23 protein-coding genes and 2 pseudogenes are annotated in these 25,532 nt (G+C 50.7%); 9 read left to right on the top strand and 16 right to left on the bottom strand.

The window, feature by feature from the left end; translation table 11 throughout:
* Nucleotide 1 precedes the first annotated feature (1 nt).
* The gene (locus tag QVF11_RS09475) at nucleotides 2–1,144 is read right to left on the bottom strand and encodes an extracellular solute-binding protein (RefSeq protein ID WP_112214975.1); all 1,143 of its coding nucleotides are present in this window, start codon (nucleotides 1,142–1,144) and stop codon (nucleotides 2–4) included.
* A gap of 266 nt (nucleotides 1,145–1,410) precedes the next feature.
* On the opposite strand from QVF11_RS09475, the gene QVF11_RS09480 reads away from it, so the two are divergent.
* From QVF11_RS09480 to QVF11_RS09505, 6 genes are read left to right on the top strand one after another with little or no spacing between them, the layout of a single operon-like run.
* Nucleotides 1,411–2,421 (top strand): L-rhamnose/proton symporter RhaT, encoded by a 1,011-nt coding sequence (locus QVF11_RS09480; protein WP_287856533.1) that lies wholly within the window; start codon nucleotides 1,411–1,413, stop codon nucleotides 2,419–2,421.
* A 16-nt stretch (nucleotides 2,422–2,437) separates the two neighbouring features.
* Nucleotides 2,438–3,493 carry a Gfo/Idh/MocA family protein gene (locus tag QVF11_RS09485; protein WP_287856535.1) on the top strand — a complete coding sequence of 352 codons (1,056 nt, stop codon included), beginning with the start codon at nucleotides 2,438–2,440 and terminating at the stop codon, nucleotides 3,491–3,493.
* Nucleotides 3,494–3,512: 19 nt separating this feature from the next.
* Nucleotides 3,513–4,382, top strand: a complete 870-nt coding sequence (locus tag QVF11_RS09490; protein ID WP_287856537.1) for an amidohydrolase family protein — start codon at nucleotides 3,513–3,515, stop codon at nucleotides 4,380–4,382.
* Nucleotides 4,383–4,430: 48 nt separating this feature from the next.
* Entirely contained in the window at nucleotides 4,431–5,333 is a 903-nt protein-coding gene (locus QVF11_RS09495) for a dihydrodipicolinate synthase family protein (protein ID WP_112214971.1), read from the top strand.
* A gap of 19 nt (nucleotides 5,334–5,352) precedes the next feature.
* Nucleotides 5,353–5,685 (top strand): L-rhamnose mutarotase, encoded by a 333-nt coding sequence (locus QVF11_RS09500; protein WP_287856539.1) that lies wholly within the window; start codon nucleotides 5,353–5,355, stop codon nucleotides 5,683–5,685.
* A 21-nt stretch (nucleotides 5,686–5,706) separates the two neighbouring features.
* Complete coding sequence (locus tag QVF11_RS09505) at nucleotides 5,707–6,159, top strand: MaoC/PaaZ C-terminal domain-containing protein (RefSeq protein ID WP_112214970.1); 453 nt, start codon at nucleotides 5,707–5,709, stop codon at nucleotides 6,157–6,159.
* Between the two features lie 175 nt (nucleotides 6,160–6,334).
* Here QVF11_RS09505 and QVF11_RS09510 read toward each other — a convergent pair whose 3' ends face one another.
* Entirely contained in the window at nucleotides 6,335–6,598 is a 264-nt protein-coding gene (locus QVF11_RS09510) for an SAM-dependent methyltransferase (protein ID WP_287856542.1), read from the bottom strand.
* A gap of 570 nt (nucleotides 6,599–7,168) precedes the next feature.
* Between QVF11_RS09510 and ompC the strand changes: the two genes are divergently transcribed.
* Nucleotides 7,169–8,254 carry a porin OmpC gene (gene ompC / locus QVF11_RS09515; protein WP_287856544.1) on the top strand — a complete coding sequence of 362 codons (1,086 nt, stop codon included), beginning with the start codon at nucleotides 7,169–7,171 and terminating at the stop codon, nucleotides 8,252–8,254.
* A gap of 122 nt (nucleotides 8,255–8,376) precedes the next feature.
* Here the strand turns inward: ompC and QVF11_RS09520 are convergent, their stop codons facing one another.
* The 12 genes from QVF11_RS09520 to QVF11_RS09575 form a co-directional block, all read right to left on the bottom strand.
* A complete protein-coding gene (locus QVF11_RS09520; RefSeq protein WP_112214968.1) occupies nucleotides 8,377–9,639 on the bottom strand; it encodes a PTS galactitol transporter subunit IIC in 1,263 nt (420 codons plus the stop codon).
* A gap of 89 nt (nucleotides 9,640–9,728) precedes the next feature.
* Nucleotides 9,729–10,724 (bottom strand): 2-hydroxyacid dehydrogenase, encoded by a 996-nt coding sequence (locus tag QVF11_RS09525; protein ID WP_287856547.1) that lies wholly within the window; start codon nucleotides 10,722–10,724, stop codon nucleotides 9,729–9,731.
* A gap of 16 nt (nucleotides 10,725–10,740) precedes the next feature.
* Entirely contained in the window at nucleotides 10,741–11,502 is a 762-nt protein-coding gene (locus QVF11_RS09530) for an SDR family NAD(P)-dependent oxidoreductase (RefSeq protein ID WP_112214966.1), read from the bottom strand.
* An 11-nt stretch (nucleotides 11,503–11,513) separates the two neighbouring features.
* Complete coding sequence (locus tag QVF11_RS09535) at nucleotides 11,514–13,052, bottom strand: FGGY-family carbohydrate kinase (RefSeq protein ID WP_287856549.1); 1,539 nt, start codon at nucleotides 13,050–13,052, stop codon at nucleotides 11,514–11,516.
* 20 nt (nucleotides 13,053–13,072) lie between these two features.
* Nucleotides 13,073–13,624 carry a glycerol-3-phosphate responsive antiterminator gene (locus QVF11_RS09540; protein WP_112214964.1) on the bottom strand — a complete coding sequence of 184 codons (552 nt, stop codon included), beginning with the start codon at nucleotides 13,622–13,624 and terminating at the stop codon, nucleotides 13,073–13,075.
* A gap of 16 nt (nucleotides 13,625–13,640) precedes the next feature.
* A complete protein-coding gene (locus QVF11_RS09545) occupies nucleotides 13,641–14,429 on the bottom strand; it encodes a class I fructose-bisphosphate aldolase (protein ID WP_112214963.1) in 789 nt (262 codons plus the stop codon).
* Between the two features lie 648 nt (nucleotides 14,430–15,077).
* On the bottom strand, nucleotides 15,078–15,998 hold the full coding sequence (locus QVF11_RS09550) for a carbohydrate kinase family protein (protein WP_287856552.1): 921 nt from the start codon (nucleotides 15,996–15,998) through the stop codon (nucleotides 15,078–15,080).
* The gene (locus tag QVF11_RS09555) at nucleotides 15,995–17,365 is read right to left on the bottom strand and encodes a hypothetical protein (protein ID WP_112215023.1); all 1,371 of its coding nucleotides are present in this window, start codon (nucleotides 17,363–17,365) and stop codon (nucleotides 15,995–15,997) included. Before QVF11_RS09555 ends, QVF11_RS09550 begins: the two co-directional genes overlap by 4 nt.
* A gap of 77 nt (nucleotides 17,366–17,442) precedes the next feature.
* Nucleotides 17,443–18,462, bottom strand: a complete 1,020-nt coding sequence (locus tag QVF11_RS09560) for an ABC transporter permease subunit (protein ID WP_110274656.1) — start codon at nucleotides 18,460–18,462, stop codon at nucleotides 17,443–17,445.
* The gene (locus QVF11_RS09565) at nucleotides 18,449–19,981 is read right to left on the bottom strand and encodes a sugar ABC transporter ATP-binding protein (RefSeq protein ID WP_142513751.1); all 1,533 of its coding nucleotides are present in this window, start codon (nucleotides 19,979–19,981) and stop codon (nucleotides 18,449–18,451) included. The genes QVF11_RS09560 and QVF11_RS09565 overlap by 14 nt, the downstream gene beginning before the upstream one ends.
* Nucleotides 19,982–20,044: 63 nt before the next feature.
* Nucleotides 20,045–20,998: an ABC transporter substrate-binding protein gene (locus QVF11_RS09570; RefSeq protein ID WP_287856556.1), complete on the bottom strand. Its 954-nt coding sequence runs from the start codon at nucleotides 20,996–20,998 to the stop codon at nucleotides 20,045–20,047.
* A 135-nt stretch (nucleotides 20,999–21,133) separates the two neighbouring features.
* Complete coding sequence (locus QVF11_RS09575; RefSeq protein ID WP_142515344.1) at nucleotides 21,134–22,165, bottom strand: LacI family DNA-binding transcriptional regulator; 1,032 nt, start codon at nucleotides 22,163–22,165, stop codon at nucleotides 21,134–21,136.
* A 492-nt stretch (nucleotides 22,166–22,657) separates the two neighbouring features.
* Between QVF11_RS09575 and QVF11_RS09580 the strand changes: the two are divergent.
* Nucleotides 22,658–23,285, top strand: a pseudogene (locus QVF11_RS09580) (DUF1062 domain-containing protein).
* Between the two features lie 211 nt (nucleotides 23,286–23,496).
* Nucleotides 23,497–24,105, top strand: coding sequence for a DJ-1/PfpI family protein (locus QVF11_RS09585; protein WP_142515342.1), 609 nt, complete (start codon nucleotides 23,497–23,499; stop codon nucleotides 24,103–24,105).
* A 44-nt stretch (nucleotides 24,106–24,149) separates the two neighbouring features.
* Here QVF11_RS09585 and QVF11_RS09590 read toward each other — a convergent pair whose 3' ends face one another.
* Nucleotides 24,150–24,542 (bottom strand): VOC family protein, encoded by a 393-nt coding sequence (locus tag QVF11_RS09590; protein ID WP_287856561.1) that lies wholly within the window; start codon nucleotides 24,540–24,542, stop codon nucleotides 24,150–24,152.
* A gap of 216 nt (nucleotides 24,543–24,758) precedes the next feature.
* A pseudogene (locus QVF11_RS09595) lies at nucleotides 24,759–25,314 on the bottom strand (DUF1349 domain-containing protein).
* Nucleotides 25,315–25,532: the final 218 nt, after the last annotated feature.

The following is a 25,532-nucleotide window of genomic DNA, read 5'->3' on the forward strand; positions in this document are numbered from 1 at the left end:
GTTACCCCATTAAGCCGCGTGATTTTTGATAAAGCGCGTTCAGGTGGGCAAAGACGGCAGCGCTGTTGCCACCGTGCATCACATACTCCTGAACCACATCACCAGCGTGATCCTGAAAGTTCAAAAAGCCGCTGTAGCGCGGACGCTTAGCTGAGCGATCAAGAGTGGGAAGGGTGTCGATGAAGAAATCCAGGCTGCGGCGATTCACCTCTTTATCAAGCCAGGCCCCGCGATGGCCCGGCTGACCGCCGTTATCAAAGAACAGCGTCTTCTGTACCTCCGGCGAAGCGGTATAGCTGGCGTAGGCGAGGGCAGCCTCTTGATGCCGACATTTCGCGGAAATGGCCAGTCCCGTCCCACCAAGCACGGTTTTCAGCGGTTCGCCGTGCCAGGAGACAACGTCAGTGGCTTTCAGCAGGTAACGGGCATATCCGGCGCGGGAATAATTTGAATAGCCATAGGCAAAGGGGCAATAGCTCCACTCATCACGGATCGAAAGCTGTTCGTGAACGGCGATAGGGTCGTAGTCAAAAATCTCTTTTGAACAGTGGCTGGCCAGTTCGCGCAGCGCTTCAAGCGCTTCGATGCCGGTGTCGCGGTGGGTAATATTTTCCTCGTCAAACCAGGTGCCGCCGCGGGTAGCGCAGAGCATCAGGAAATCCATCAGCAAGTTAATTGGGATCCCGGCGTAAATCACTTTGCCGCTGCGGGCAAGGGTGAGTAAGTCTTGCCAGGTTTCTGGCAGGGCGAACTGACCTTGTTGCAGATGATCTGGCCGATAGACCGCGACCGGCGCGGCCGCATCAATGGCGAGGGCGCTTTGAAAACCGTTAAATAGATAGCTTTCGTGGGAGCCACCTACCGAATTGGCCGCCTGATCGTCAAGATACGCTTTTGGTAAATGATCTTGCAGAGGCAAAAGGATCGCTTTCTCCGCGACAAAGCCCGCCCACGGATGGTCAATAACCAGCAGGTCGTAATGCCGCGCCAGCTCATCCAGATCGCCATCAGCGAAGGCCTGCAATGAACGTTTCTCCCATAAAATTTCGATGTCAGGATGCAGTTCGCTAAACCGCTGTGCGGTTGCGACAACGGATGTGAATCCGCGGCTATGACCCCAGGTAATGCCCCTCAACGTCACCATAACAACTCCTTTTTGCAATGAACTTCACATAAAATTGGTACTACCGCACTACCATTGAGTCACAGCTACTGATACTTTTGTAGTCAGATTAGGTGAATTTGTGATCAGCATTGAAAAATAATAATTGAAGTTTTATTTCGATTGACCATTAAAAAAACGAGGGTTAGTTTTCGATTAGTTTTTATTTGTGGTCATTAATTCACATATATGAACAAAACAATGAGGATAATCCTTGGGTAAATAATCTAATTAACAGGAGATGCTCTATGCTAGCGGGATTTTTTGTATTGATGATCGCTTGTATGTTCCAGGGAAGCTTTGGGTTGGGGATGAAAAATTACCGGCCTTTTTCCTGGGAAGCCTTTTGGGTGATATTTTCTATTATCGGCATACTGATCATTCCTATTGTCTGGACGTGGATTGAAGTTCCAGGATTTTTAAAATACATCCTGATGACGCCCGGTTGGATTTTATCAATTGCCGCCGCCTGCGGTTTTCTTTGGGGTATTAGTGCCATCTGGTATGGTAAAGGCATTGATAATATTGGCATGTCGTTAACCGTCGGGATTAATACCGGGGTGGGGTGCTCGCTCGGCTCGCTAATTCCGTTATTTATCCTTAACAAAATACCACCTGCTAACTCAATGAGCTGGCTGCTGGCCGGAATGGCGGTGATGCTAATTGGCGTAGGGGTTATCACCAAAGCCGGTATTCTCAAAGATGAAGAGTCAAAGCAGGATGCTTCGCGGGTCAAAAACGATAAATTTGTCAGCGGGCTATTGATGGCACTGGCCTCGGGATTTGGTACCGCAGCGATGAATGTCGGCTATACCTACGCCAGTCGGGCCAGCGCGCTGGCAGTGGAAGATGGTATTAATCCGGTGAGCGCCAGCCTGATTGCTTACGTCATCGTTTTTGCCTCCGGCGGCTTCATATCCAATATCGGCTATGCGTTGTGGGTATTGAGAAAAAACAACACGTTCAGCGACTTCGCCCGCCCAGGTTCTTCCTTTGCATGGTTTAAAGCATTACTGACCGGGGGGATCTGGTTTGCCGCATTAGGGTTATATGCCAAGTCCACGGCGCTGCTGGGCGAGCTGGGGCCGGTCATTGGTTGGATAGCGTTCCTCTCCGGGGCGTTGATTATTTCCAACGTCTGGGGACTCAAAACAGGTGAGTGGCAAGGCTATGAAAAGCCAAAAAAAGTTATGCTGCTGGGTAACGTTATTCTGGTTCTATCCGTCGTTATCGTTGGATATGCCAACGGATTAGCATAAAGAAGAGGATAAAGAGATGACAACGCAACTGAACATGCCGCAAAACAGTAAACCTATCGTCATTATTGGTGCTGGCGGTATTGTCACTGACTCACATTTACCCGCGTATCGCAAAGCTGGATTCCGGGTTCTTGGTCTGTATGACCGGGATTATCAGAAAGCACAAAGCGTGGCTTCGCAGTGGGATATTCCTTATACTTGCCAGTCGATTGAGGAGCTGGTATCGCTGGCGAGATCCGAAGACTGCGTATTTGATATCGCCGTACCGGCCTCAGAAATTTTGCCGATTTTACAGAAACTCCCTTCGCAGGTTGGCGTATTGATTCAAAAGCCGATGGGCGAATCCATTGAACAGGCTAAAGCCATTCTTGATTGTTGTCATGAGAAAAATATTACCGCTGGCATTAATTTCCAGCTACGTCGCGCCCCCTTTATGATCGCCGCGAAGAAAATGATTGATGAAGGTCTGCTTGGCGATATTCATGATGTTGAAATGCGAGTTATTTGCCAAACGCCGTGGAATCTTTGGAAGTTTCTTTTTGAGAAAGAACGGATGGAGGTTAATTACCACAGCATACATTATATCGACGCGATTCGTTTCTTCCTTGGCGACCCCCAGTCCGTTTATTGTAAAACCATGAAGCATCCTAAAATGATGGAGCTGGCGCAAACTCGTTCATCGATTATCATGGACTATGGCGATGTTATTCGTGCCAATATTCATACTAACCATGGTCATGATTACTCCCCGGATAAACAGGAATGTTTCTTCAAAATAGAGGGCACTAAAGGGGCTATTAAAATCCAGATTGGGGTTATTTTAAATTATCCGCAGGGCGCTGACGATAAATTTGAATTTATCCTTGATGATGGCAAAGGGTGGCGAACGTTAGCAATTGAAGGGACCTGGTTCCCGGATGCCTTTATTGGTCCGATGGCGGGGCTACAGTGCAAACTAGAAGATCCAAATTATATCTGGCTTAACGACATCAATGACGCCTGGAAAACCATGTGCGTGGTGGAAGCCTGCTACCAGTCAACCGCTAGCGGTGCGACAGCGGTGAAATACTGATAACTACGGGAGGTCTGGTATGTTGCACATTACCGATACGCATCTTCATCTATGGGATCTGTCGCGCTTTCATCTGCTGTGGCTCAGTGCGGTTCCGGCATTGAATCATGATGTTAGCTGGCAGGATTATCGCGCGCGAGTTGACCAGGAAAAGTGGTGCATCGACCGGGCGCTGTACGTCGAGGTTGACGTCGCGCCCGAGCAGCGAGATGAGGAAAGCCTATTTCTGCACGATCTCTGTGAAGATCCGGCGAATTTTGTCGAGGGGGGCATTATTTCCCTCGACCTGCAACAGCCAGATGCGGTCTCACGCTGGCTGGACGCCGGAAAATACCATTCGGCGATCAAAGGCGTACGTCATGTTTTACATGTTGCCAGCCAACTGCCTGGTGCCTGCCTGACCTCTGATTTTCTCAATAATGTTAATGCGCTGGGTAAAGCAGGGCTCTGCTTTGAGGTCTGCCTGCGCAATGAAGATCTGGCGGATGCGGTGGCACTGGCTGAACGGACGTCAACGACCCTGGTGCTAAATCATATGGGTAATGTTGATAGCGTCCGGCTGATGGAGGAAGCGACCTACGCGGCGAACTGGCGGCAACGTTTGCAGGCGCTGGCGCAGCAGCCACACGTCTGGTGCAAAGTTTCTGGGGTCAATATTCCCGCTGATGGCGATATCAGTCTGGTACGTCCGACGGTTGAGCAGTGTCTGGAGATCTTTTCCGCCGACAGGATCGTCTTTGCCAGCAATTTCCCGGTCTGCTTACTGAATACCGGACTGATCCCGTGGGTCGATACGCTACTGCGCATTACCGAGGGGCAGGGCCGCGCCTGGCAAGAGAACTTTTTTAGCCACAATGCACACGAACTCTATCGGTTGAGGGAAGCATGACGCGCAGGCGTCTTTGACCGATATCTTTTAGAACATCAGGAGTGACATATGAGTACGAAATTTAGCGGCATTATTCCCCCGGTCCCTACGTTGTTTGATGAGCACGAGCAGTTGGATCGCCCGGCGATGTCGCGACTGATTGACCATCTGCTTGCCAGCGATGTGGATGGACTCTTTTTTCTCGGCAGTGCGGGCGAATTCGCCCATATGTCAGATAGCCTGCGCCTGGAGGTGATGCGGTTCTGTATTGAATATGTTGCGGGACGTAAGCCCGTGCTGGTTGGCATCTCTTGTCCCGGCACCCAGGCGACCGTCGAGTTTGGTCGCCTGGCACTGGAGGCGGGTACGGACGGCGTAGTGGTGATCAACCCGTGGTACAACCCGTTGGCCGACGAATATCTGTTCGAGCATTTCCGCTATATCGCCGAACAGTTGCCGATACCAATCGTGTTGTATAACTTCCCGGCGCTGACCGGCCAGTCGATCCCTGTTTCCTGTATCCAGCGTCTGGCGCTGGAATGCCCGAATATCGTGGGTCTTAAGGATACCGTTGATACCTTAAATCATATTCGCGAAGTGATTCACGCGGTGAAACCGCTGCGACCGGATTTTGCTGTGTTCTCCGGATATGATGAATATCTGTTTGGCACCCTGATTTTAGGTGGCGATGGCGCGATCCCCGCCAGTGCTAACTTTGCTCCGGAACTAACCTGCGGCATTTATCAGCACTGGCGCAACGGTGAGCTGAGCGAAGCGGTCGCGTTGCAGCAGAGGTTGTCCTGGATCCCACCGCTCTACGGCCTGGATGTGCCTTTTTATAACGTCATTAAATACGCCTTGCAGCTTATCGGCCTTGATGTGCCGGTGAATTCGCTACGCCCGACTGGGCCATTAAGCGAAGAACGGAAAATCAAAATTCGTGAGGTGCTGAAACAAAGCGCCATTATCTAATCAGTTTACGAGGGATAATATGAAAACCATTCAACGTTTCGGCGGTGTTATTCAGGTTAAACCTGAAAGATATGCTTATTATGCGCAACTGCATGCTAATCCCTGGCCTGAAGTGAACGCTATGATTAAAGCATGCAATATCTCTAACTACTCAATTTACTTTAAAGATGGCTGGCTATTTAGCTATTACGAATATCACGGCGATGATTATCAAAAGGATATGGAAAAGATGGCCGCAGACCCCGTTACTCAGCGCTGGTGGGATGAGTGCATCCCTTGCCTGACGCCTCTTGAAAGCAGGAAAGAGGGGGAGCTGTGGGCATCAATGGAAGAGGTTTATCACCTGGAGTAACCGCCTGTCGAGGTAAGAATTATGTTTATCGATAAATATTTCGAAGATTTCTCTCTGTCTGAATGCCGGACAACTACGGGACGTACTATTACTGAAAGCGATATTGTTATTCATGCCGGACAAACCGGGGATTTTTATCCTCATCATATGGACGCCGAGTGGTGTAAAACTCAACCTTTTGGCCAGCGTATTGCTCATGGTACCTTAACGTTTGCCGTTGCCGTAGGAATGACGGCTGGTGTTATTAATTCTAAAGCCATGACCTATGGCTATGAAAAGTTACGTTTCCCGTACCCGGTTTTTATTGGCGACACCATTCGGGTCAATATTTCTATTAGTGAAATGAAAGATCACCCGCGTAATGAGAAATACGGCTTTGTGACGGAAAAGCTGGAGGCCGTGAATCAGCGCAACGAGTGCGTCATGGCGACGCAGCATGTGCTGCTGGTTGAAAAACGGAATATTGGCGAATAAAAGTGCGCGCCTGTCCGGACCTACGACTACCGCATAACATGTTGATATTGTGGTGTTGTAGGCCGGATAAGGCGTTAGCCGTCACCCGGCAGAAAGACCTACCCAATATGTGTTGGTTATTTATTTAATAACATGACCGATCATTTGAATAAAACGCAACTGCTTGCCCGTCTCTTCATCTCTCCATGCCAGCAGACGCGAAGCGACGGGCATTATCATCAGCGTTAACCCACAAATCCGCTGCCACAACTTCGACGCCAAATTCGGTTGCCAGATACATTGATGACAGCCCCGTACCACAACCCAGATCGAGAATACGCATGCCTGGCCAAAGTTCCAGGGAACGGCTGAGTTCCTCTACCAGTCTCAGCACATTCGGCCCCATCATATTCTGATTAAGATAATCTCCCGGATAATTTTCTGGACTAAATTTATTCATTATTAAAGCCATCCCTTAAAAATACTGTAGCTGACGTCCCTTTCACAGAAATACTAAACAAACCTTAAACAGCAGTGGTATGATGTTTTGAAGTTTTGTAAAAAAACAAAAATAAAAAATGCAATAACCATCAGACGAAATCAAGCCAAGGTAGAAAACTCTGAATATACCGTTTGAAAGCCAATGTGGCGAATTGACTCGTTTATATATAGGATTTTTTCAGGTCAACATCTGAATTGTAACATATTGATTTAATTGTCATTTAACAAATTGAAATGTTTAATTTTTCTTATCATTAGAATTTCCTTATGTGAATATCTGTATTTTAGTTGAACATTCTATTTTTGCAGATTGAAATGACTCTGATTTAGAATCATTGCATGTTGGTGGTGCGATTAATTGACGTGTGTCAATTAACAACCACCGCCTCCGTCACAATTACAGTTTTTGGTATAAAAACAAGGAACTTTTCATTTCAAGTCATCTTGAGAATTATCGCATAATGGTTCCGCTCAGAAGGCATCTGAGATTTGATATTTTTTAATAAATAATAGTTAGGGACGAAATAATATGAAATTAAAATTACTAACAGTGGCCGTCTCTACACTTCTTGCTGCAGGAACTTTGCACGCAGCTGAAGTGTATAACAAGGACGGAAACAAACTCGACCTCTACGGGAAAGTGACCGGCCTGCATTATTTCTCTAGCGATAAAGGTGAAGATGGCGACCAGACCTACGCGCGTCTGGGCTTTAAAGGTGAAACGCAAATCACCGATCAACTGACCGGTTACGGCCAGTGGGAATATAACTTCAGCGCCAATAACGTTGAAGGTGACAATTCCGGAGACAAAACGCGTCTCGCGTTCGCGGGCCTGAAGTTTGGCGAGTATGGTTCTCTGGACTATGGTCGTAACTACGGCGTCGCGTATGACATCGGCGGCTGGACCGATATGCTGCCTGAGTTCGGTGGTGACACCTGGACGCAGACCGACGTCTTCGCAACCGCGCGTACTACCGGCGTGGCTACCTACCGTAACAACGGGTTCTTTGGCCTGGTGGATGGCCTGAACTTTGCCGTACAGTACCAGGGTAAGGAAGAAGGCGACCGTTCTCTGGCTAAACAACACGGTGATGGTTGGGGTATGTCCTCTTCCTATGAGTACGAAGGATTTAGCGTAGGTGCGGCCTATGCGGCTTCCGACCGTACCGATGCTCAGGTTAGCGCGGGTCGTAATAACCCGGGACTCTATGCTCGTGGTGAAAAAGCGGAAGTTTGGGCTGCCGGCCTGAAGTATGACGCCAACAACATCTACCTGGCGACGACCTATGCTGAAACCCACAATATGACCAAGTTTGGTAGCAACTATATTGCTAATACCGCGCAAAACTTTGAAGTGGTTGCCCAGTATCAGTTCGATTTTGGTCTGCGTCCATCCATCGCCTACCTGAAATCAAAAGGTAAAGATCTGGGCCGCTACGGCGACCAGGATCTGGTTGAATACATTGATGTAGGCGCGACTTACTACTTCAATAAAAACATGTCTACCTACGTGGACTATAAAATCAACCTGCTGGATGACAGCACGTTCACCAAAGATGTTGCTGGTATCAGCACCGACAACATCGTTGCCGTGGGCGTGACCTACCAGTTCTAAGTCACGCGTTTTATCGTACAATGCCTGCCAGCTAACCCTCCTGGCAGGCATTTTTTTGGGGAAAGCAGGTCGATAAAAAACCCGACGCCGTTTCCAGCGCCGGGCAGGGAGAGAAGGGGAATTTAAGGCGCAGTACTGAAAAACTCACCGAACTTCACCGCCAGCCAGCCAACCGGGGTGGTTGCGCCTCCAACGATATTAGTGATTTCGGACATCCCTTCCGGCACCGGAATATTAGAGTTGACCGCTGCCTGGGTGTACTCTTTCGAAATATCCGTCCCGACGTACAAAATGCAGGTTATCACCAACGTACCGGTAATAAACATGCGGAACATATTGCGTTTACAGAACGGCGTAACCATTGCCAGCAGGAACATCAGCGAGGCCAGGTCGACAAACGGCAGCACGCGGTTGCCCGGCAGGATAATTGACAGCACTACCGCCATTGGGATCAACAGCAGCCCGGTCGCCAGCACCGAAGGCTCGCCTATGAGCAGCGCGGTATCCATCCCGATATAGAAATCGCGGTTAGGGAACTTAGCCTTCAGCTTAGCTTCAGCGGCATCGCGAACGATCAGTAAACCCTGAACTAAAATTTCGATCATTTTTGGTAGCAGCAGCATAGCGGCGGAAACTTTAATCGCCAGCGACACCGCAGCTGAAACATCGTATCCAGCAAGGAAGGCCAGCAGCAGTCCCAGCACGAAGCCCAGGGTCAGTGGTTCACCAAAGACGCCGAATTTCTTATTAATGCTCTCCGGGTCGAAATTAATTTTATTGATCAGCGGGATCTTATCAATAATATAGTTACAGGCAATACCAAACGGGACATAGGTTATACAGGTAAGATGGGGAAAAGAAATCCCTTTAAGATTATAGTTTTTTTGTAAATATGGCGCGGTTAAATCTGCAGCCAGCAGGGTTAAGACAAATATACCGAAAGTAATACCGACTGAGAGCCAGTAGTTACCGGTTCCGGCATACACTACCGATCCCATAATCAGGAAAATCCAGTAGTTGAATATATCGATATTGACCGTTTTGGTGAGTTTGAGCAGCAGCATGGCGATATTGATAACGATAAAACCGACTACCACCGGCAGCATCAGCGGCGAACCCCAGCCGATGGTCGAAGCGGTCGGCCAGCCAGTATCCACCACCGTTAGCTGCAGGCCGACGCGCTCTACCATCGCCTGCGAGGCCGGGCCGATGTTGGTTAACAGCAGACCAATCACCAGGCCAACCCCTTCAAAGCCGATCCCCACAAGCATCCCGGCTTTAAATGCGGTGCCGACTTTTACCCCAAAACAAAGTGCGATAATAAAGAATATTACTGGCATCATTACTGATGCCCCCAGACTAATAATGCTGTTGATAATATCCATAATGATTCCTTAAACAGGCGGCTGAATTGGGCACGAGCGAACCCGTGCCCAATGGGCCGTATAAAAATCTTAATCGGTTCTTTTAATACTTAGCCGAGTTTCTTTAATAAGATCTCAGAAAATAACTTTGGCGAATTGCTGAATGCGTCAATCGTGCTACCGGCAATATGCGGCGTTATCGTGACGTTATTCAACGTATAAAACGCGCTAGCGTCCGGCAAAGGTTCATCATCAAAAGTATCCAATGCCGCGCCCATAATTTTTCCTGCCTGAAGTGCGGCAATCAGATCCTGTTCGTTGATTAACCCAGAGCGTGCTGTGTTGACAATAATGGCGCTCGGTTTCATTAGCTCAAAATGATGGGCGTTGATCAGGTTTTCGGTTTCCGGCGTCATGCGGGCGTGTAGCGACACGACATCCGCCCGCTGAACCAGTTCGTCCAGCGAATTCACCTTTTCATAGCAATCGTGCCCGGAGACGTATTTGTCGTAAAAGATAATCTCGCTGCCGAAACCGCGCAGGAACCCGGCGACCAGTTGGGCGATGTGCCCCAGCCCGACCAGACCGACCACTTTACCGCCCAGTTCAGGAATGGCCTGGTGGTTAGGGCTGTCTTTGCGCCAGAATTTATCGCGCAGCGCGTCGTGTGAACGGGCGATATTGCGCATTTCCGCCAGGATCATGCCGACGGTAAACTCCGCCACGCTGCGGGCGTTGCGCCCCGGCGTGTTCATGACCTCAATTCCGCGCGTATTCGCCACTGCCTGGTTGACGTTTTCAATTCCGCCGCGCAGCACGCCCACATACTTGAGCTTTGGCAGTTTATCGAAAACTGCTGCATTAACCGGGGCGAACTGGGTTATCAGGATCTCAACGTCCTCTGCCCCCTGGAGCAGGGCGGCGGGCAATGCCACCGCTTCAGCGCCTTGTTGCTCAACTTGTAAATTGTCCTCCTGTAGCTTTTCGATTGATGCATGCGACCATTCGCGAACTTCCACCTCGATACCTTTATCTTTAAGCGCTTTCAGACCAGCGTCCATCATTGCTGTATTGATAAAAAGATCGGCAATTGCCAGACATTTCATAATGATTCTCCATAAATTAACGCATCAACATACCGCCGGTGACATCCAGAGTTGCTCCCGTCATATAGCTGGTTTTAGGAGAAACCATGAAGACCCCAATGTCGGCAATTTCCTGCGGTTGGGCCACCCGGCCCACCGGAATACGGCTGACGTAATAGTCAGGATTTTGTTCAATGTTTTTACGGATCATCGCGGTATCCATGATGCCGACGGCGATGTTGTTAACATTGATTTTTTGTTTTGCCACTTCACGCGCCAGCGAGATAGAAAAGGCCACCAGGCCCGCTTTACTGGCCGCATAATGGGCATGACCGGTGGTTGAGCCGTGGAAGGCCGCCTGCGAAGTAATGTTCAGAATGCTGCCCGCCTGATCTTTACTCAGACAGTGATTCACAAACAGCTGGCTTAAGTGGAAGACCGCCTTCAGATTGACATTCATCACCTTGTCCCAGTCCTGCGGAGTGATTTCGGTGACATAGCCACTCAGCCAGATCCCGGCGTTGTTCACCAGAATATCGGCATTACCCAACTCCTCAATGCAGGTGGCGAACAGATTCTCCCGGCTTTGCTCAGCGGAAAGATCGGTTTTAACCGCAATAATCTCGACGTTGGAGATGCTTTTCACCGTTTCGACCAACTGTTCCGGGCACTCTTCATCACGCATATACGTGAAGCAGATGTTGACTCCCTCTTTGGCCAGCGAGAGGACAAACTCTTTGCCCAGGCCCGTTGCGCCGCCGGTAACGATAGCTGTGCGATGGTGTAAATTCAGATCCATACTTTCCTCACTCAATGCGTGATGTAGTTGCTGCAGCTTTTCCACGGAGACTGCATTTCCGATAACAGGTTTTTGTAGAGCTGATACTTATCCTGATAGACCTTGTTGTTGTCCGGATTAGGGGTGACGGTTCGCGAAACGTGAACCATCTCGTTTGAGGCGGCAAAGACATCATCAAACCAGCCAACCATCACTGCTGCGGTCATTGCGGTGCCCAGCGTGCCGTGCTCTTTAACGTCAACAATCTCCAGAGTGGACTGGAAAATGTCGGCAAAGACCTGTAGCCAGACCGGGGAGTTGGTGACGCCGCCCGCAATGCGAATGGTGCGGCTTAAATTTGTGTTGATATTGCGTAAACGCTCGGTGTGATAAAGATGACTGAACGCGACGCCTTCGTAGATTGCGCGCAGGAAATGCGCCTTTTTATGGAAACTATTGAGTCCGATAAAACCCGCTGAAGCATCCGGGATGGTGTTGGATCCAAATACAAACGGGAAGAACAGCAAGTGGCTTTCATCGGCGGTGGTTGTAGAGACCAGTTCATTGCACAGCTCATAGACCGATGATCCCTGCGCCGCAGCGGTTGTGCGGTCACCTTCCATAAAGTTATTGATAAACCACTCAAGATTGCTGGCGGAAGTCGGGCTGGCCTCGGTGATTAACCATTTGCCCTCAATCGGGTAGATAGAGGTCATAAACAGATCTTTATCGATAACGGGATGGTCGGTCACGTATTCGTTGATGCTCCAGGTCCCGGTGATGATCGCCAGCTTATCCATGGTATTGATACCGGAAGCGACGGATGAAGCGGAGATATCAAAGACGCCGCCGGAGACCGGCGTTCCCGCGCATAACCCAGTTAATCGGGCCACTTCGTCGGTAATATAGCCGCAGCAATCTGTGGAAAGCTTAATCGGCGGGAGTTTGTCGCGAAGCTCGGCGAGCCCCCACCAGGCCAGCAGCGATGAATCATAATCACGGTCGCGGACGTTGATCAGGTTGGTACCTGAGATATCGGTGAGTTCGAGGAAGGCGTCACCAGTCAGGTAAAAACGAATCAGATCCTTGACCATAAAAATGTAGTGCGCCTTACTCAGCGTTTCAGGCTCGTGCTCTTTTAGCCAGGCGAGAAGGGCAACGGGCTGTCCGGCCCAGATTGACTGCATGGTTTTTGGCAATATATCGGTCAAGAACGTTGGTTCACGGTACCACTTGTCAACGTACGCTTTCGCCCGGCTGTCGGTGGAAATAATCCCGTTACGTACCGGCGTACCGGTTTCGTCCACCATATACAGCCCGTTGCCGTGGCCGGTCACCGCCACGCCTGTAATCTGGCTGGCGTCGATACCGGACTGGGCAATAGCTTTTTTAATCACTTCAACGTTTGCCGCCCACAGTTCGTTGATATCGCGCTCGGTATGAAATTCCTTTGGCGTTAGCATTTGCGTTGATTTTGAGGCGATGGCCACCACGTTACCGCGGCGGTCATAAATAGCCGCTTTGGTCACGGTGCCGCCATTATCAATACCCATGACATATTGTTGGTTCATTTGCGTGAACTCCTTATTAGTTACCATAATCCGGGTTCGCTGGTGGTGATACCCTTAAATCCGGCATGGAATATTTTATCGACAAGGTATTTCCGCTTAACAAAGCCTCCGGCGATGAACATCACATCAAAGCCTTTTAAATTTCGGCTAATCAATTCCAGACACTGGCAGGCATATTCAGCAGGTAAGATCTCAATGGCATCCGGCGGGTTATGTTTAACAATATCGATGGACTGGTCCAGCGAACGCGAATCGATAAGCAACACCCGAAAGATTGTTAACAATCCCTCTTTTTTGGCAAATCGTAGGGCCGAGAGATTGGACGAAATAACACCATCAACCTTGTAGTAATTTTTTAACAAACTGATCCCCGACTGGTCTGGCTTAAAACCACCCAGCAACTCCAGGTGAATAAGGACTTTCTTGCCACTTTGATGGCATTTGCCAATCAGAGATTGCAAATTTCCGATATTCGCTTCTGATAACAGTACATATTCTGAAGGGCAGGCTAACGCCTGTTCAAAATGTCTGTATTTTCTGACTGAAGGTATGATGGTGTTATTTAAAAACATATTAGTATCCGTGTGATTAAGCCATGTAGAGGCTGTATGCATCTTCCGCTGTGGCATTTTCATGGATAATGGCATTCAGACCTGCTACTACTTTTGCGGGCTGTGGGTCCTGAGTAATATTACGGCCCACCGCTACGCCTTTTGCGCCAACCTGCATGCAGTGCTCGACAAACTTGAAGTAGCCATCAATACCTGTTTTTGGTCCACCGAGCGCCAGTACCGGCACGCCGCTTGCTTCAACAATCAGTCGGTCATCCGCAGTACCAGTGAACCGCGTTTTGATAACATCAGCGCCAAGCTCAACAGCGATGCGCGCCGAAGCGGCGATAATAGCCGGGTTGTTGGAGTCATCGCTGGTGACGGGGTAGCCGTACGGTAGAGATTCAACGATCAGCGGTACGTTCCAGCGGTCAGCGGCCTGCGCCAGCTGCATCGCCATAATGTGCGTTTTCTCTTCATTGAATGCACCGGGGAAGGTCATGCAAACCACGCCTTCGGCACCGACTTTCAGTGCATCTTCGATGGAAAAAACCGGAGTCGTATCGGGAACGGTATTATCAAAAATACTCACCGTGCTATCGACGCGTAATACAACGGGAACGCAATTGAAAACCTCGCGGAAATTTTTGAGCATGCCATAAGTAACCAGCGCACAATCCAAACCACTCTCCACCAGGGTAGGGAGCTGGTTTATTGTATTATCAATACCATTTGTTTTGGTTGAAAAATAGTAGCCATCCAGTGCCAGAGTGACTGATTTACCATCTTTTGCGAAAATGCGAGAGAGACGACGTTCTTTAGACATTTTTTACTCCTGAGATAGAAAAACAAAAAAAGCCCTCAGAGACTTTCGTCTCTGAGGGCTTTCGATTCACTTACCCTTTTGATAACCGTTCAGTAATCCAAACCATTATCAATTAAATTTTTTTAGCTTATTGGGAAGGCTTTAAATTCTGTTTAATTTAAATCCGTTCTCCTGCTTGATTAAATTACTAACATGCTTACGATCTTACTGTCCAGCGTTTGTTTAGAAAATGAGAGATTCATCACAATATTTCATTAAGGTTAATCTGAGGTGAAATGTGTGGCTGAAAATATTGGTTTATTCAGATAACAGGAGTGTTTCGAGCGCAACCTGCGCCAGAAATAACAATGTGGCAATAAATGCAAGCCATTTCACCAGACGAAATTTGTGTTGCGGAATTGATGTGTCACGTAGGTATGCGAACCATTTTCTCTTTTTCATTAATGACATCCTGTCCTTAAAAATGATGTCGACTCAGACGACAAATGTACACGTACCTGATATTAATAAATCAGACGACAATATCCATAAATAAATTAGAGTGGTTTAGGTTTCATTCAATTACCTCGACGCAAATTATATGGCGAAAATGGCCAAATGACCTGCGTGTGAACCATCTCGCAGGTCATCATCAGCATCCAAATGGATTCACAGCTCGTGATCCCACGGTGGATTCGCACCTGGCCTTGAGACCGTCACTGCCGCCGCCCGCATACCGAGGTCAACGGCATGACGCACCTGCTCACGTGACAGTGTCACTAATTTACTTTTCTCAAGACACTGCGCCTGAGACAGGCTGGCTAAAATCCCGGCATTGACCGTATCTCCGGCACCGACGGTGTCAGCAACGTGCACGCTGACGCCGGGAACATGCAGTTTGAAGTTGGCCGTCCACGCATCAGCACCATCCGCACCACGGGTGACAACGATAAGTTTTGGACCCAACGTCAGCCAGCGGGCAATAACCTCATCTTCGCTTGCGTGCTCGCCAAACCAGGCAAGGTCTTCATCTGACAGTTTGACAATATCCGCCAGCGCTATCATCCGCATCATACGGGCCAGATGTTTCTCCCGGTCCTGGATAAAAATTTCACGGATATTGGGGTCGAGAAACATCACCCGGCGCGGGGCTTCTCTCACCATCAATGATTCATAAACGCTGCCGCACGGTTCAGCTATCAGGCTGATGCAGCCGAATAAAACGGCGGTAACGTCGTCCCCCAAATTAGGCAGATCGCTTTCTGCCAGCATTCTGCCCGCGCTGTTTTCATCGTAAAAGGTATAGCGTGCCTGTCCATGTACCAGCCTGACGAAGGCTAGCGTCGTCGGCAGCGGCGCTCGAGTGGAAGGTGAGAAATCAACCCCGGAAGCTTCAAGAGACTGACGCAGCAAATCGCCCATAAAGTCATTTGAGAGACCGGAAAACAGGCTCACCGGCATTCCCTGGCGACCCAATGCGATCGCGGTATTAAACGCCGCACCGCCGACGCAAGGAATAAATGCTGAGGCATTCTCGCGGGTTCGACAGGGCAGCATATCGATTAAGGCTTCTCCACAGCACAGGATCATTGGTCGTCTCCTTTGCTCACTGATATGTACGGCGGCGTTTCCAGTTGATTGGCAATATGCATCCAGTTATCGGCAAATATTCCGCAGGCAGTTTTGATATCAACCCCGACAGGCAGTTCTGGGCACTCGTTTTCGCCGTTACTTCCCCAGTTGACCCATCCTGACTGACGGCGCTGGACTATCTGAAAAGCGCCGGAGGGTTGAGAAGTCCACCAGATCATTGCCCGGCCGCTTGCTGAATCATATTCAACGGTTTTACTGGCCGGACCGGGAAAAATGGTTTCATCGGGCACGGCAGAAACATCCACAGGCGAATCGGTGAGTATCCACTCCCGTTCATTCAGATCGGCCCTGAGGTGCGCTCTGGCGCGGACTAAGCCAAGCCTTTCACGGATCTCAGTTTCATCGAGCACGTTCTCCCAGCGACAGAACATTCGCCAGTAAAGATCCCAGTGGGCAGACGCCATATCGCTAAGTTGTTCGCGGAATTCGGCAAATTTCGGGCTTTGATTCTCTGAGGTAGTGACGGTATGGGCGACCATCGCGACCAGTTCTTCGGCGTAGGGGTCGCCTGCGCGATAGCGGGTGCCGCCGTGAGCGGCGAAGCGATCGAATACCAGCTTTCCGGGGCCGCTTTCAAACTCGTCGCCAACGGTAATTTTATTGGTCACCGAGCGTCCGTTAATCACGGTTGAAAAATCATCTACGCAGTAGCGGCGCTGAAACCACGGGGTATTCCAGCTGAACTTCCAGTCAATAGAAAAGCGCTTACCACGCAGTTCCGGCAATAAGCCATCGGGGATCGTTCCATGCATTCGATAGTGATGATAGACCGGACCTTCTTCGATCGTTTCAATATCAACGAGGGTATGTTCAGGCGGGTTAATCAGGCCGTTTTCGGGGGTAAAGAACGGGCCGTAAAATCCGCCGATGGCATTATTTCCGGAAGGAAGAAGTTCGATGTTGTCCTCCTGGCGGCGGAAGTGGCGCAGACCCCACTTGGATGAACCTACCCCCTGAGCGGTTCCCCGACACATTTCCAGATCAAAGCAGCCGGTATTAAGACGGGCAAAGCAATCTGCCTCTTTACCGTCCAGTTTTTGAATGCCCGTGGCCTCACGGGTTTCGGCATCAGTGCAAGGACGCTCAAGTCGTAAACGAAGCGTGCCGGTAAAGCTGACCGTAGCGATGAACGTTGTACTATTTTCCCCCACTGAATGGTTAAGCCGTTGGCAAAGGATCCGCTCTCCCGTTTCGGCAGTGGCCCACCACAACGGTTCTGGCAAAATGTCCGGGATAGTGAACGTAATGGGTTCATGATCCCGAAGGCCGTTGAGCGGGTCTTTCAGTGTAATTTGGTATGTCATGGCCATATACTCCATCAGAATTTAAGCAAGCGAAAACCCGCCGCCTGAGCGGCGGATAAACAAAGCGTCATGGAAAGTTAGCGTGGTCGGGCGATCTCTTTTTTCCGCCAGAAGGTGAACAGCTCCGGATGCTGCTTCAGCCCGTCTATCGCCACGGCGAGTATGATGACGATGCCTTTGATTAAAAGTTGGGTGAAGAAGGGGACGCTCAGCAGGATCAGCCCGGTGCTAAGTACGCCAAGGATCACTGAGCCTATCAGGGTGCCGATAATCCGCCCGCGTCCACCAGCAAGGCTGGTGCCCCCCAGGACGACCGCCGCAATCGCGTCCAGTTCATAGCCTGTCCCGGCGGTAGGTTGGGCGGAGATGACCCTCGCGGCAAAGATAATGCCAGCTAAACCTGCGCAAACACCGGCAATCATATAGACGGCGGCAAGAACACGTTTCACCCGTACACCGGCAAGACGAGCAGCCTGAGCGTTGCCGCCGACGGCATAGATATGACGCCCGAATCGGGTACGCTCAAGGATGAACCACGCCAGCAGATAAACCACCAGCATGATAATCACCGGAACAGGGATACCGGCGATATAACCATTCCCCAGTTCGCGGAAGCTGAGACTACTTGAAACAATCGGTTGTCCTTCGGTAATGGTGTAGGCCATACCGCGCAGAAACGTCATCGTGCCGAGGGTCACAATGAAGGGGGCGAGGGCGAGATAAGCGGACAGGACGCCATTGAGCAGCCCGCAGAGCGCGCCGACGCCGACGCCAGCCAGAATCGCCAACGGTGCCGGGATACCGGCCATCGCAGCAACGACCGAGACCACGCCGGAAACGGCAACGATCGAACCGACGGATAAATCAATGCCGCTGGTTAAAATCACGAAGGTCATGCCTGCTGCCAGGATGGCGTTAACGGAAATCGATCTGGCAATATTCAACAAGTTATCGACCCGATTGAAGTTAGGGGCAAAGGTCGACATCAAAATCAGCAGTACCAGCAGAACGATCAGGATCCCCACCCGATCCCACCATTTTGCAAAATCAAACGGCGCGTTGACCGGCAGTTCCGTCACTGGTTTATTGTGGTCCATGGCATTCTCCGGGTTGACTGGTGAAGGTTCCTGTTGCGTGCAGCATCACTTCTTCTTCCGTTGCTGAATGTGAAGGTAACTGGTGAACGATACGGCCAGCGCGCATGACCAGTACTCGGTCGCTGATCCCGATGGCTTCGGGCAGGTCGGAAGAGATAACCAGAATGGCTTTCCCGGCGCGGGCGAGCTTGTCGATCAGTTCGTATATTTCTCTTTTCGCGCCAATATCGACGCCGCGCGTGGGTTCATCGAGGATCAGCAACCGTGAGTCGCGTAGCAGCCAACGTGCCAGCGCCGCTTTTTGTTGGTTGCCGCCGGACAGGGCGCTGACCGGCAGCTCGACTGCATTTTCTCGCAACCGTAGTCTGCGCATCTGTTCGAGAACCGCCGTACGGATGGATTGACGTTTGACGACGCCGCTGGCGACAAAGTTATCGAGAGAGCTGATATCAATGTTGTGCTCAACCGAGTGCCCCAGGAACAGTCCCTGCGTTTTTCGGTCTTCAGTCACCATCCCAATACCTTCTGCGATGGCGGCGGTAGGGTCTGAAGGATGGATCGCCTTGCCATCAATATGCACGCTACCGTGGGTTCGCGGATCGGCACCGAATAATAGCCGGGCGACTTCGGTGCGCCCGGAACCGACCAGCCCGGACATGCTGACCACTTCTCCCGCCCTGACGTCAAAAGTTACCGGGCCGGTTGCGCTACCCGCCAGTTCTCTGACATCCAGCAGCACATCCCCAGGCGTGCGGGGTTCGTGTTGATACAAGTCGACAATTTGCCTTCCCACCATCATGCGCACGATATCAGTGGTGGAGACGCTGCCCATGGTTTCCGTGCCGATCCAGGTGCCATCGCGGAACACCGTTACCCGATTGGCCAACTGCCATACTTCCTCCATGCGGTGTGAGATATAGACCATCCCGACGCCATCCTGACGCATCTGTTCAATCAAGCGAAATAATTGCAGCGTTTCCGTTCGCGACAGGGCCGCTGTCGGCTCATCCAGCACGAGCACTTTGGCGTTTTCACTGACGGCGCGGGCGATTTCCACCATTTGCTGGCGCCCGATACTGAGCGACCCAAGCGGTGCATGCGGGTCAATATCCGCATTGATGCGATCCAGCTTATGCTTTGCTTCCCGGTACATCCGTTTTCGGTCGAGAATACCGGCAAAGGTCGTAGGCTCCTGACCGAGAAACAGATTTTCCGCCACCGTCATATCCGCAACCGTATTCAGTTCCTGGTGGATAATGGCGATACCTTGCTTGCGGGCATCACGAGGTGTACGTATATCAATCTCATGCCCATCCTTAAAAATAGCTCCGCTGTCGCGCTGCTCATTTCCGGAAAGAATTTTCATCAGCGTGGATTTACCCGCCCCGTTTTCACCCATCAGGGCGTGAACCTCTCCGGCAAATAAATCAAAACGTACGTTGTTCAGCGCCAACGTCGCGCCGTAGCGTTTTGAGATCCCCTCAAGCCGGAGCAGGGGTTGTGATGATCTGTCGGTCATTGTCTTTACCCTCCGGGATGAACCTGAGATTCATCCCGTTTATCGCATCTTAAAGTGATGTTTTTACCAACCCGGATAGCTATCCACGTTATCGCGCGTGACCAGTACGCTGGGGATTAAAATGGTATGGGAAGGTACGGGTTTATTCGCCACGATATCCTGAGCAAGGGATATGGCCTGGCGTACCATTTCTCCAGGGTTTTGCGTTGCGGTACCGATAAACGGTGAGCCACTGCGTTTTAGCTCATCAACTGCTTCCGGGCTGCCGTCTACGCCAGTGACTTTGATTGTGCTTGCCTTGCCCGCCTGTTCAACGGCCAGAACGGCGCCCAGAGCAGAGGGATCGTTCATGCCGAAAATACCGGAGACATCCGGGTTGGCGGTGAGCATATCTGTGGTGACCATCAGGCCGGAAGCACGGTCGTTGCGCGATGCCTGCTGACCGACGATTTTGATATCCGGGTATTTTTTAGCGACGTTTTTACACCCTTTAATACGGTCGATAATCGTCTGGATCGGCGTTCCATCAACCAGCAGCACTTTGCCTTTGCCGCCCATCTGGCTGAACAGATATTCACAAGAGGTTTCTCCGGCCTGGATGGCGTTGGTCATGATGGCGGCGTCAGCACCTTTAGCGGGCGTATCGACCGCAATAACGATGATGCCCGCGGCTTTTGCCCTTTGAATTGCAGGCTCAATCCCGGACTCGTCAACCGCAGAGATAATAATGAGATCCATTTTTTGCTGAATAAACGCATCAATCTGGGTGTTCTGATTTGCCAAATCGACCTGCGCGTCTTGTACGTTAATGGAGGCACCAATCTCACCAGCGGCTTGCTTAGCATTTCTCTCCATTGCCGAAAAGAACGGGTTGGACATGTCCTGCACCATTAGTCCAATACGGGCAATTTTTTTGCCCTCCTGCGACGCGGCGCTGGTGGTGGGAGAAAAACCGGTCATGGTGGCGATGACCGCTGTAACCGCGACAGCCAGCCATGCTTTGCGAAGTTTAGTCATGTTCTGCTCCTGTAATTATCTCGTTGTATGACGGTACGGCCAGGTATGGGGGAACCTCAGAAATAATCCCCTGATGTTGTTTTGTAATATTGGCTGAACGCTCAGCCATTATTTAAATAGATGAAAATGTGTCTTTTATTTCTTATTAGTTTTGCTACAGCCGCAGGACTGGCGAACAACCAGCTCGGCGGGCACTCTGAGTTGCGTTGTGGTGTCTCCTTTTCCTTCTTCTTTTATTAATCGGATCAGCATTTCTGCAGCCTGTTTGCCAATTTCTTCACTATTTTCATTCAGTACAGTGAGCGGTGGATTTAACAGCGGCGCCCAGTCAAATTCGTCATAGCCAATAAGGGCTATATCGTCGGGAATGGCTATTTGCCGTTGCTGAAGCTGTTGAAGCGACCCCAGCAGAATAGGGTTGTTACCGGCAATAAGTACGTCGGGCAACTGCGCCTGGCTATCGAGGTATTGACTCAGTTTTTCAGAAGCTGAATGCGCGTCATTTTCGGTTTCTAGCACCCGCAGCGTTGCGCCGCAGCGTTCTGCCGATTCGCGGATCCCGCGTTCGCGTTCAAAGCGTGTCGTCCAGCGTTCAGGGTAGATAAGCAGCAGCCAGTTTTTATATTCGTGCTGCGCCAGATGTTCCCCCACTAACAGGCTGGCATGATAATTATCGGTGGTCACGCTGGGAAAATTATGATCGCCCCGAGGAGGGGAATCGACAAAAACCACCGGAATATCCCATTTAGCCAGCAGACTCAGGCTCTCCGGATGGAGCGTCACCGTCGAAATGATGCCCGCCATTCGGGATTCGATCAGACGGTTAATCATGCGATCTTCCTGGGGCCGATCGTAGATACCGTTTACCGCAATATCCCCAAGGACCACGGTCCATTGCGAAGGTTGCAGCATATTCTGAATCCCGGACATCAGGTTAAGGTAGTAAGAGTTTGAGGCGTGTGCGGTGATAACCGCCACGGAATCCCTGCTGGAACGGCGTAGCGCCTGGGCTGCACGATTAGGGACATAGCCAAGTTCCCGTGCCACTTTGAGTATCAGTTCCCGACTGTCATCCGCAACGCCATCTCCGCCGTTTAGCGCACGTGAGACGGTAAACATTGAGAATCCTGTTGCCTCACTGACGTCCCGCATTGTCGCTTTTCGCATTTTCCACTCTCTATCTTTATGCGTATCAACTGGTGATATATACCCTAAATAATTCGAGTTGCAGGAAGGCGGCGACGGAGTGAATCCTCAGGAGCTTACTCCAGTAAGTGACTGGGGTGAGCGAGGAAAGCCAACGCACATGCAACTTGAAGGATGACGGGTATAAACGATTATTCTGTTGACCTAAACGTTTATGATGTAAAACATAAACGTTTAGGTTTGTTAGATCAGTGAGCAGTTTCTCGTTTTGTGAACAAGATGTAATCAAGGTGATTTGTGAATGAAATTTGATATTTATTGATTTCATACATGATTGAACGCTCAATCATTTTGTTACTCTTGGCCTATTCATTTGCAGTCAGACAGGGTCGTCGCGTTGGAAATCTTTTTTTAACCCACTGAAAAATATCCTCTAAATATTTTTCACATCGCAAAAAATCACGGTCCGTTATAGACGGATCCGCTTTTGTATGGGTTAAAAAAAGGGTTACCATGAAAGTCACATGGAACGTCAGTCCTGTGGGCTACCAGCTGATTAGCAAACGCTGCCCCTCATGCCATGGGGCGCAGGATTTCACGCCTTCCGGAGCCTTCCGGATCAATTCGCAAAAAAAAGTACTGGATGTCTGGAGTATCTATAAGTGCGTGCGCTGTGCCTGCACCTGGAATATCAGCCTGTTCTCTCGTTTGCCGATCGGCAAAATCAATCCGCAACTCTATGGGCAACTTATCACTAACGCTGAATCTGCCGTTCAGCACTATTCTCACGATCTGCAGGTTCTACGGCGCAACGGCGCAACGCTATCAGCGTTCGCATGAATTCGTTGTTGAAGAGCGGTGGCAAATCAGCCTTCTTCGCACTTCTCGCGTTTGGGTAAGAGTCAGACTGGAACGTACTTTTCAGGTCAGCTTGCTGGCGGTACTGCGCAGTCATCTGGGCCTGAGCGGCAACGAAATCCGCAAGCACCTTGATTCGGGAGATATTGCGGGTATTACGTTGAAGACGTTGAAAGCACGAAGATTAAGGCCAGAAGGATATACGCTTTATATCGCTGCGGAAGTTCTCCTGGCTCACAGGCGTATTCCATTGTCTGCAGGATCTGACCTGAGGAGAAAATAGCCAGTACCCCGGATAGTTATTCTATCCGGGGAGCTGCCTCGCAAAAATTGACTCTGGTTGCCATGAGAGGAAAAATGACCTTGCCTTTATTACTGGGTATTTATACAGTTTTAGCGTGTGTAACAACACGCTAATCGCGTCGATTGCAAGAGCGACGCCAGGCAATCCGAACGCCGTGACGGCGGAATCTGTGTTTACAAAGGAGAGAACGATGTCTGTGGATACCCGCAAGGAAGTGTTGTTTGTGCTGATCCCAGAGTATGCCGACTGGGAGTTTGCATTATTAGCGCCGGGGTTACGTCGGGGGTTTGGCGTATGGGAAACGCAATATGACGTTAAAATCGTCGCACCGGATGAGGGGCCTGTCACCTCTATCGGTGGGGTTCGTTGCCTGCCGGACTATACCTTTCAGACGATGCCAGAAGATTACGCCGCCCTCGTGTTGGTTGGCGGGCTTAACTGGTGGGGCGAAGAGGCACTGCGAGTGGTACCTCTGGTCGAACAGGCGCTTGCCCGGCAGTTAGTGGTTGGGGCTATTTGTGATGCATCGGCATTTTTAGGTGCCAACGGTTTTCTCAATGAGGCTGCTCATACATCAAACGGCCTGGCCTATCTCCAGGGCAGAGCGGGGTCAGCCTATCGTGGCGAAGCGCGATACCAGAACGTCCCTTCCGTGCGTGACGGCAACCTGGTGACTGCCAACGGCGTCGGTTTTGTCGATTTTACCTGCAATATGCTGGCCGCGTTAGACGCGGCGCAGGAAAAAGAGGTTGCAGCGATGAGAGCGGCGTTTACATCGGGAATGTTTCCTGAAGGTTGATGCGATACAAAGCGCGTCAGGAAGAGGGGCCTGGTTTTGCGCGCTTAGTGCACATCGGCATAATAAACGAACGCCAGCTTATTGCCGTCGGGGTCTCTGACATAGGCGCTATAGAAACCTTCACCGTACTGCGGGCGGTGTCCTGGCGCCCCTTCATCGGTTCCCCCCAGGCTTAGTGCCAGCGCATAAAGGTGCTGAATGTGTTCAACGGAACGCGCATTCAGCGCAACCATCACGCCGTTGCCGGTTGTTGCCTGCTGTTGGTTAAACGGCCTGCCAACGCACAGGCCGGTGGTGCGGTTTTCGCTGAATGTCCCCCATGATGCGCCTTCATCGCTCCGACCGCTCTGCGGGTGTCCCAGCATTTCCATCAACGGATCGTAAAAACGGACAGCTCGAGGCAGATCGTTGGTGCCAAGCATGATATAGGAAAACATGGAGCCTCCTGGATTTTCGCCTGAGTGATATGCCAATCTAGCAGTAATGGCGGTGACGCGGGTGCCGGCGGGTCAAAAATTCTACATCGATCGTGATTAATCAGCGCAGGCTCTTATCTGTGAATTCCTCAGGCACTATAAATGGACGATTGATTTTGATTCGATGGTTATGACATTTGAGCAGAAGCAGAGGCGGGAGGGATCCCTCCCGGCGTCTCAGCTCAGGTCGTGCAAATCTTTATCATTCGGCGGCAGCAGCGAAAGATCGTGGAAATCGACTTTGAGTCCGCTGCGTTGCGGCGTACAGCACATCACACCGACCTTTGCCGTCCCGGTTGGAAAAGGGCACAGGCGCAGCAGAGGCCAACGGTGACCGTCCGTGGAATATTGCAAGCGTAGCGAGGCGCAGCCAGAACTCTCGGGGATCTCCTGAATAGCTGCCGGTTGCCCAGTCTGATTTCCCCAGCGTCAGTACGCTGCCGATGGCGGGTGCACCGTCGTTATACTCAATACCCGCCTTAAGCCAATGTCGCTCATCCTGCATCACCATAATCCCCGCCTGGTCATACAGAGTGTCGAAATCAGCGCGTACCCGAACCTGGAAGGTGAAATCGCCGGAGACTTCCGTTGCGTATATATGCCCGGAAAAGCGCTCAAACCCGTACCAGGTTTCACGCCAGAAGTCAGTTTGCGCGTCGGTTACCACGCTGAGGACGCCATCCTTATCGGCCCATGTTGTCGGTTCGTTAATCCAGTGAAATGCCTGATGCATCATGCCTCCTGTTTCTGCTGAATAAGGGATATGAATAGTTCCGCGTCTTCGTCTGCCTGCTGCGCAAGGCATGCGTCCCACGCCTGGCTATCGGCATCACAAAAGCCGTGCTGTGCATTGAACATTCGACAGGGCACAGACGGCTTTTCTCCAGCTCATTGCGCATTGATGCCATAGATTTCGTGCAACAGAACGGTGGCTTTATCGTAATCAGGTAA

This window comes from Klebsiella sp. (assembly GCF_027492335.1).
Lineage (GTDB): Bacteria > Pseudomonadota > Gammaproteobacteria > Enterobacterales > Enterobacteriaceae > Klebsiella > Klebsiella huaxiensis.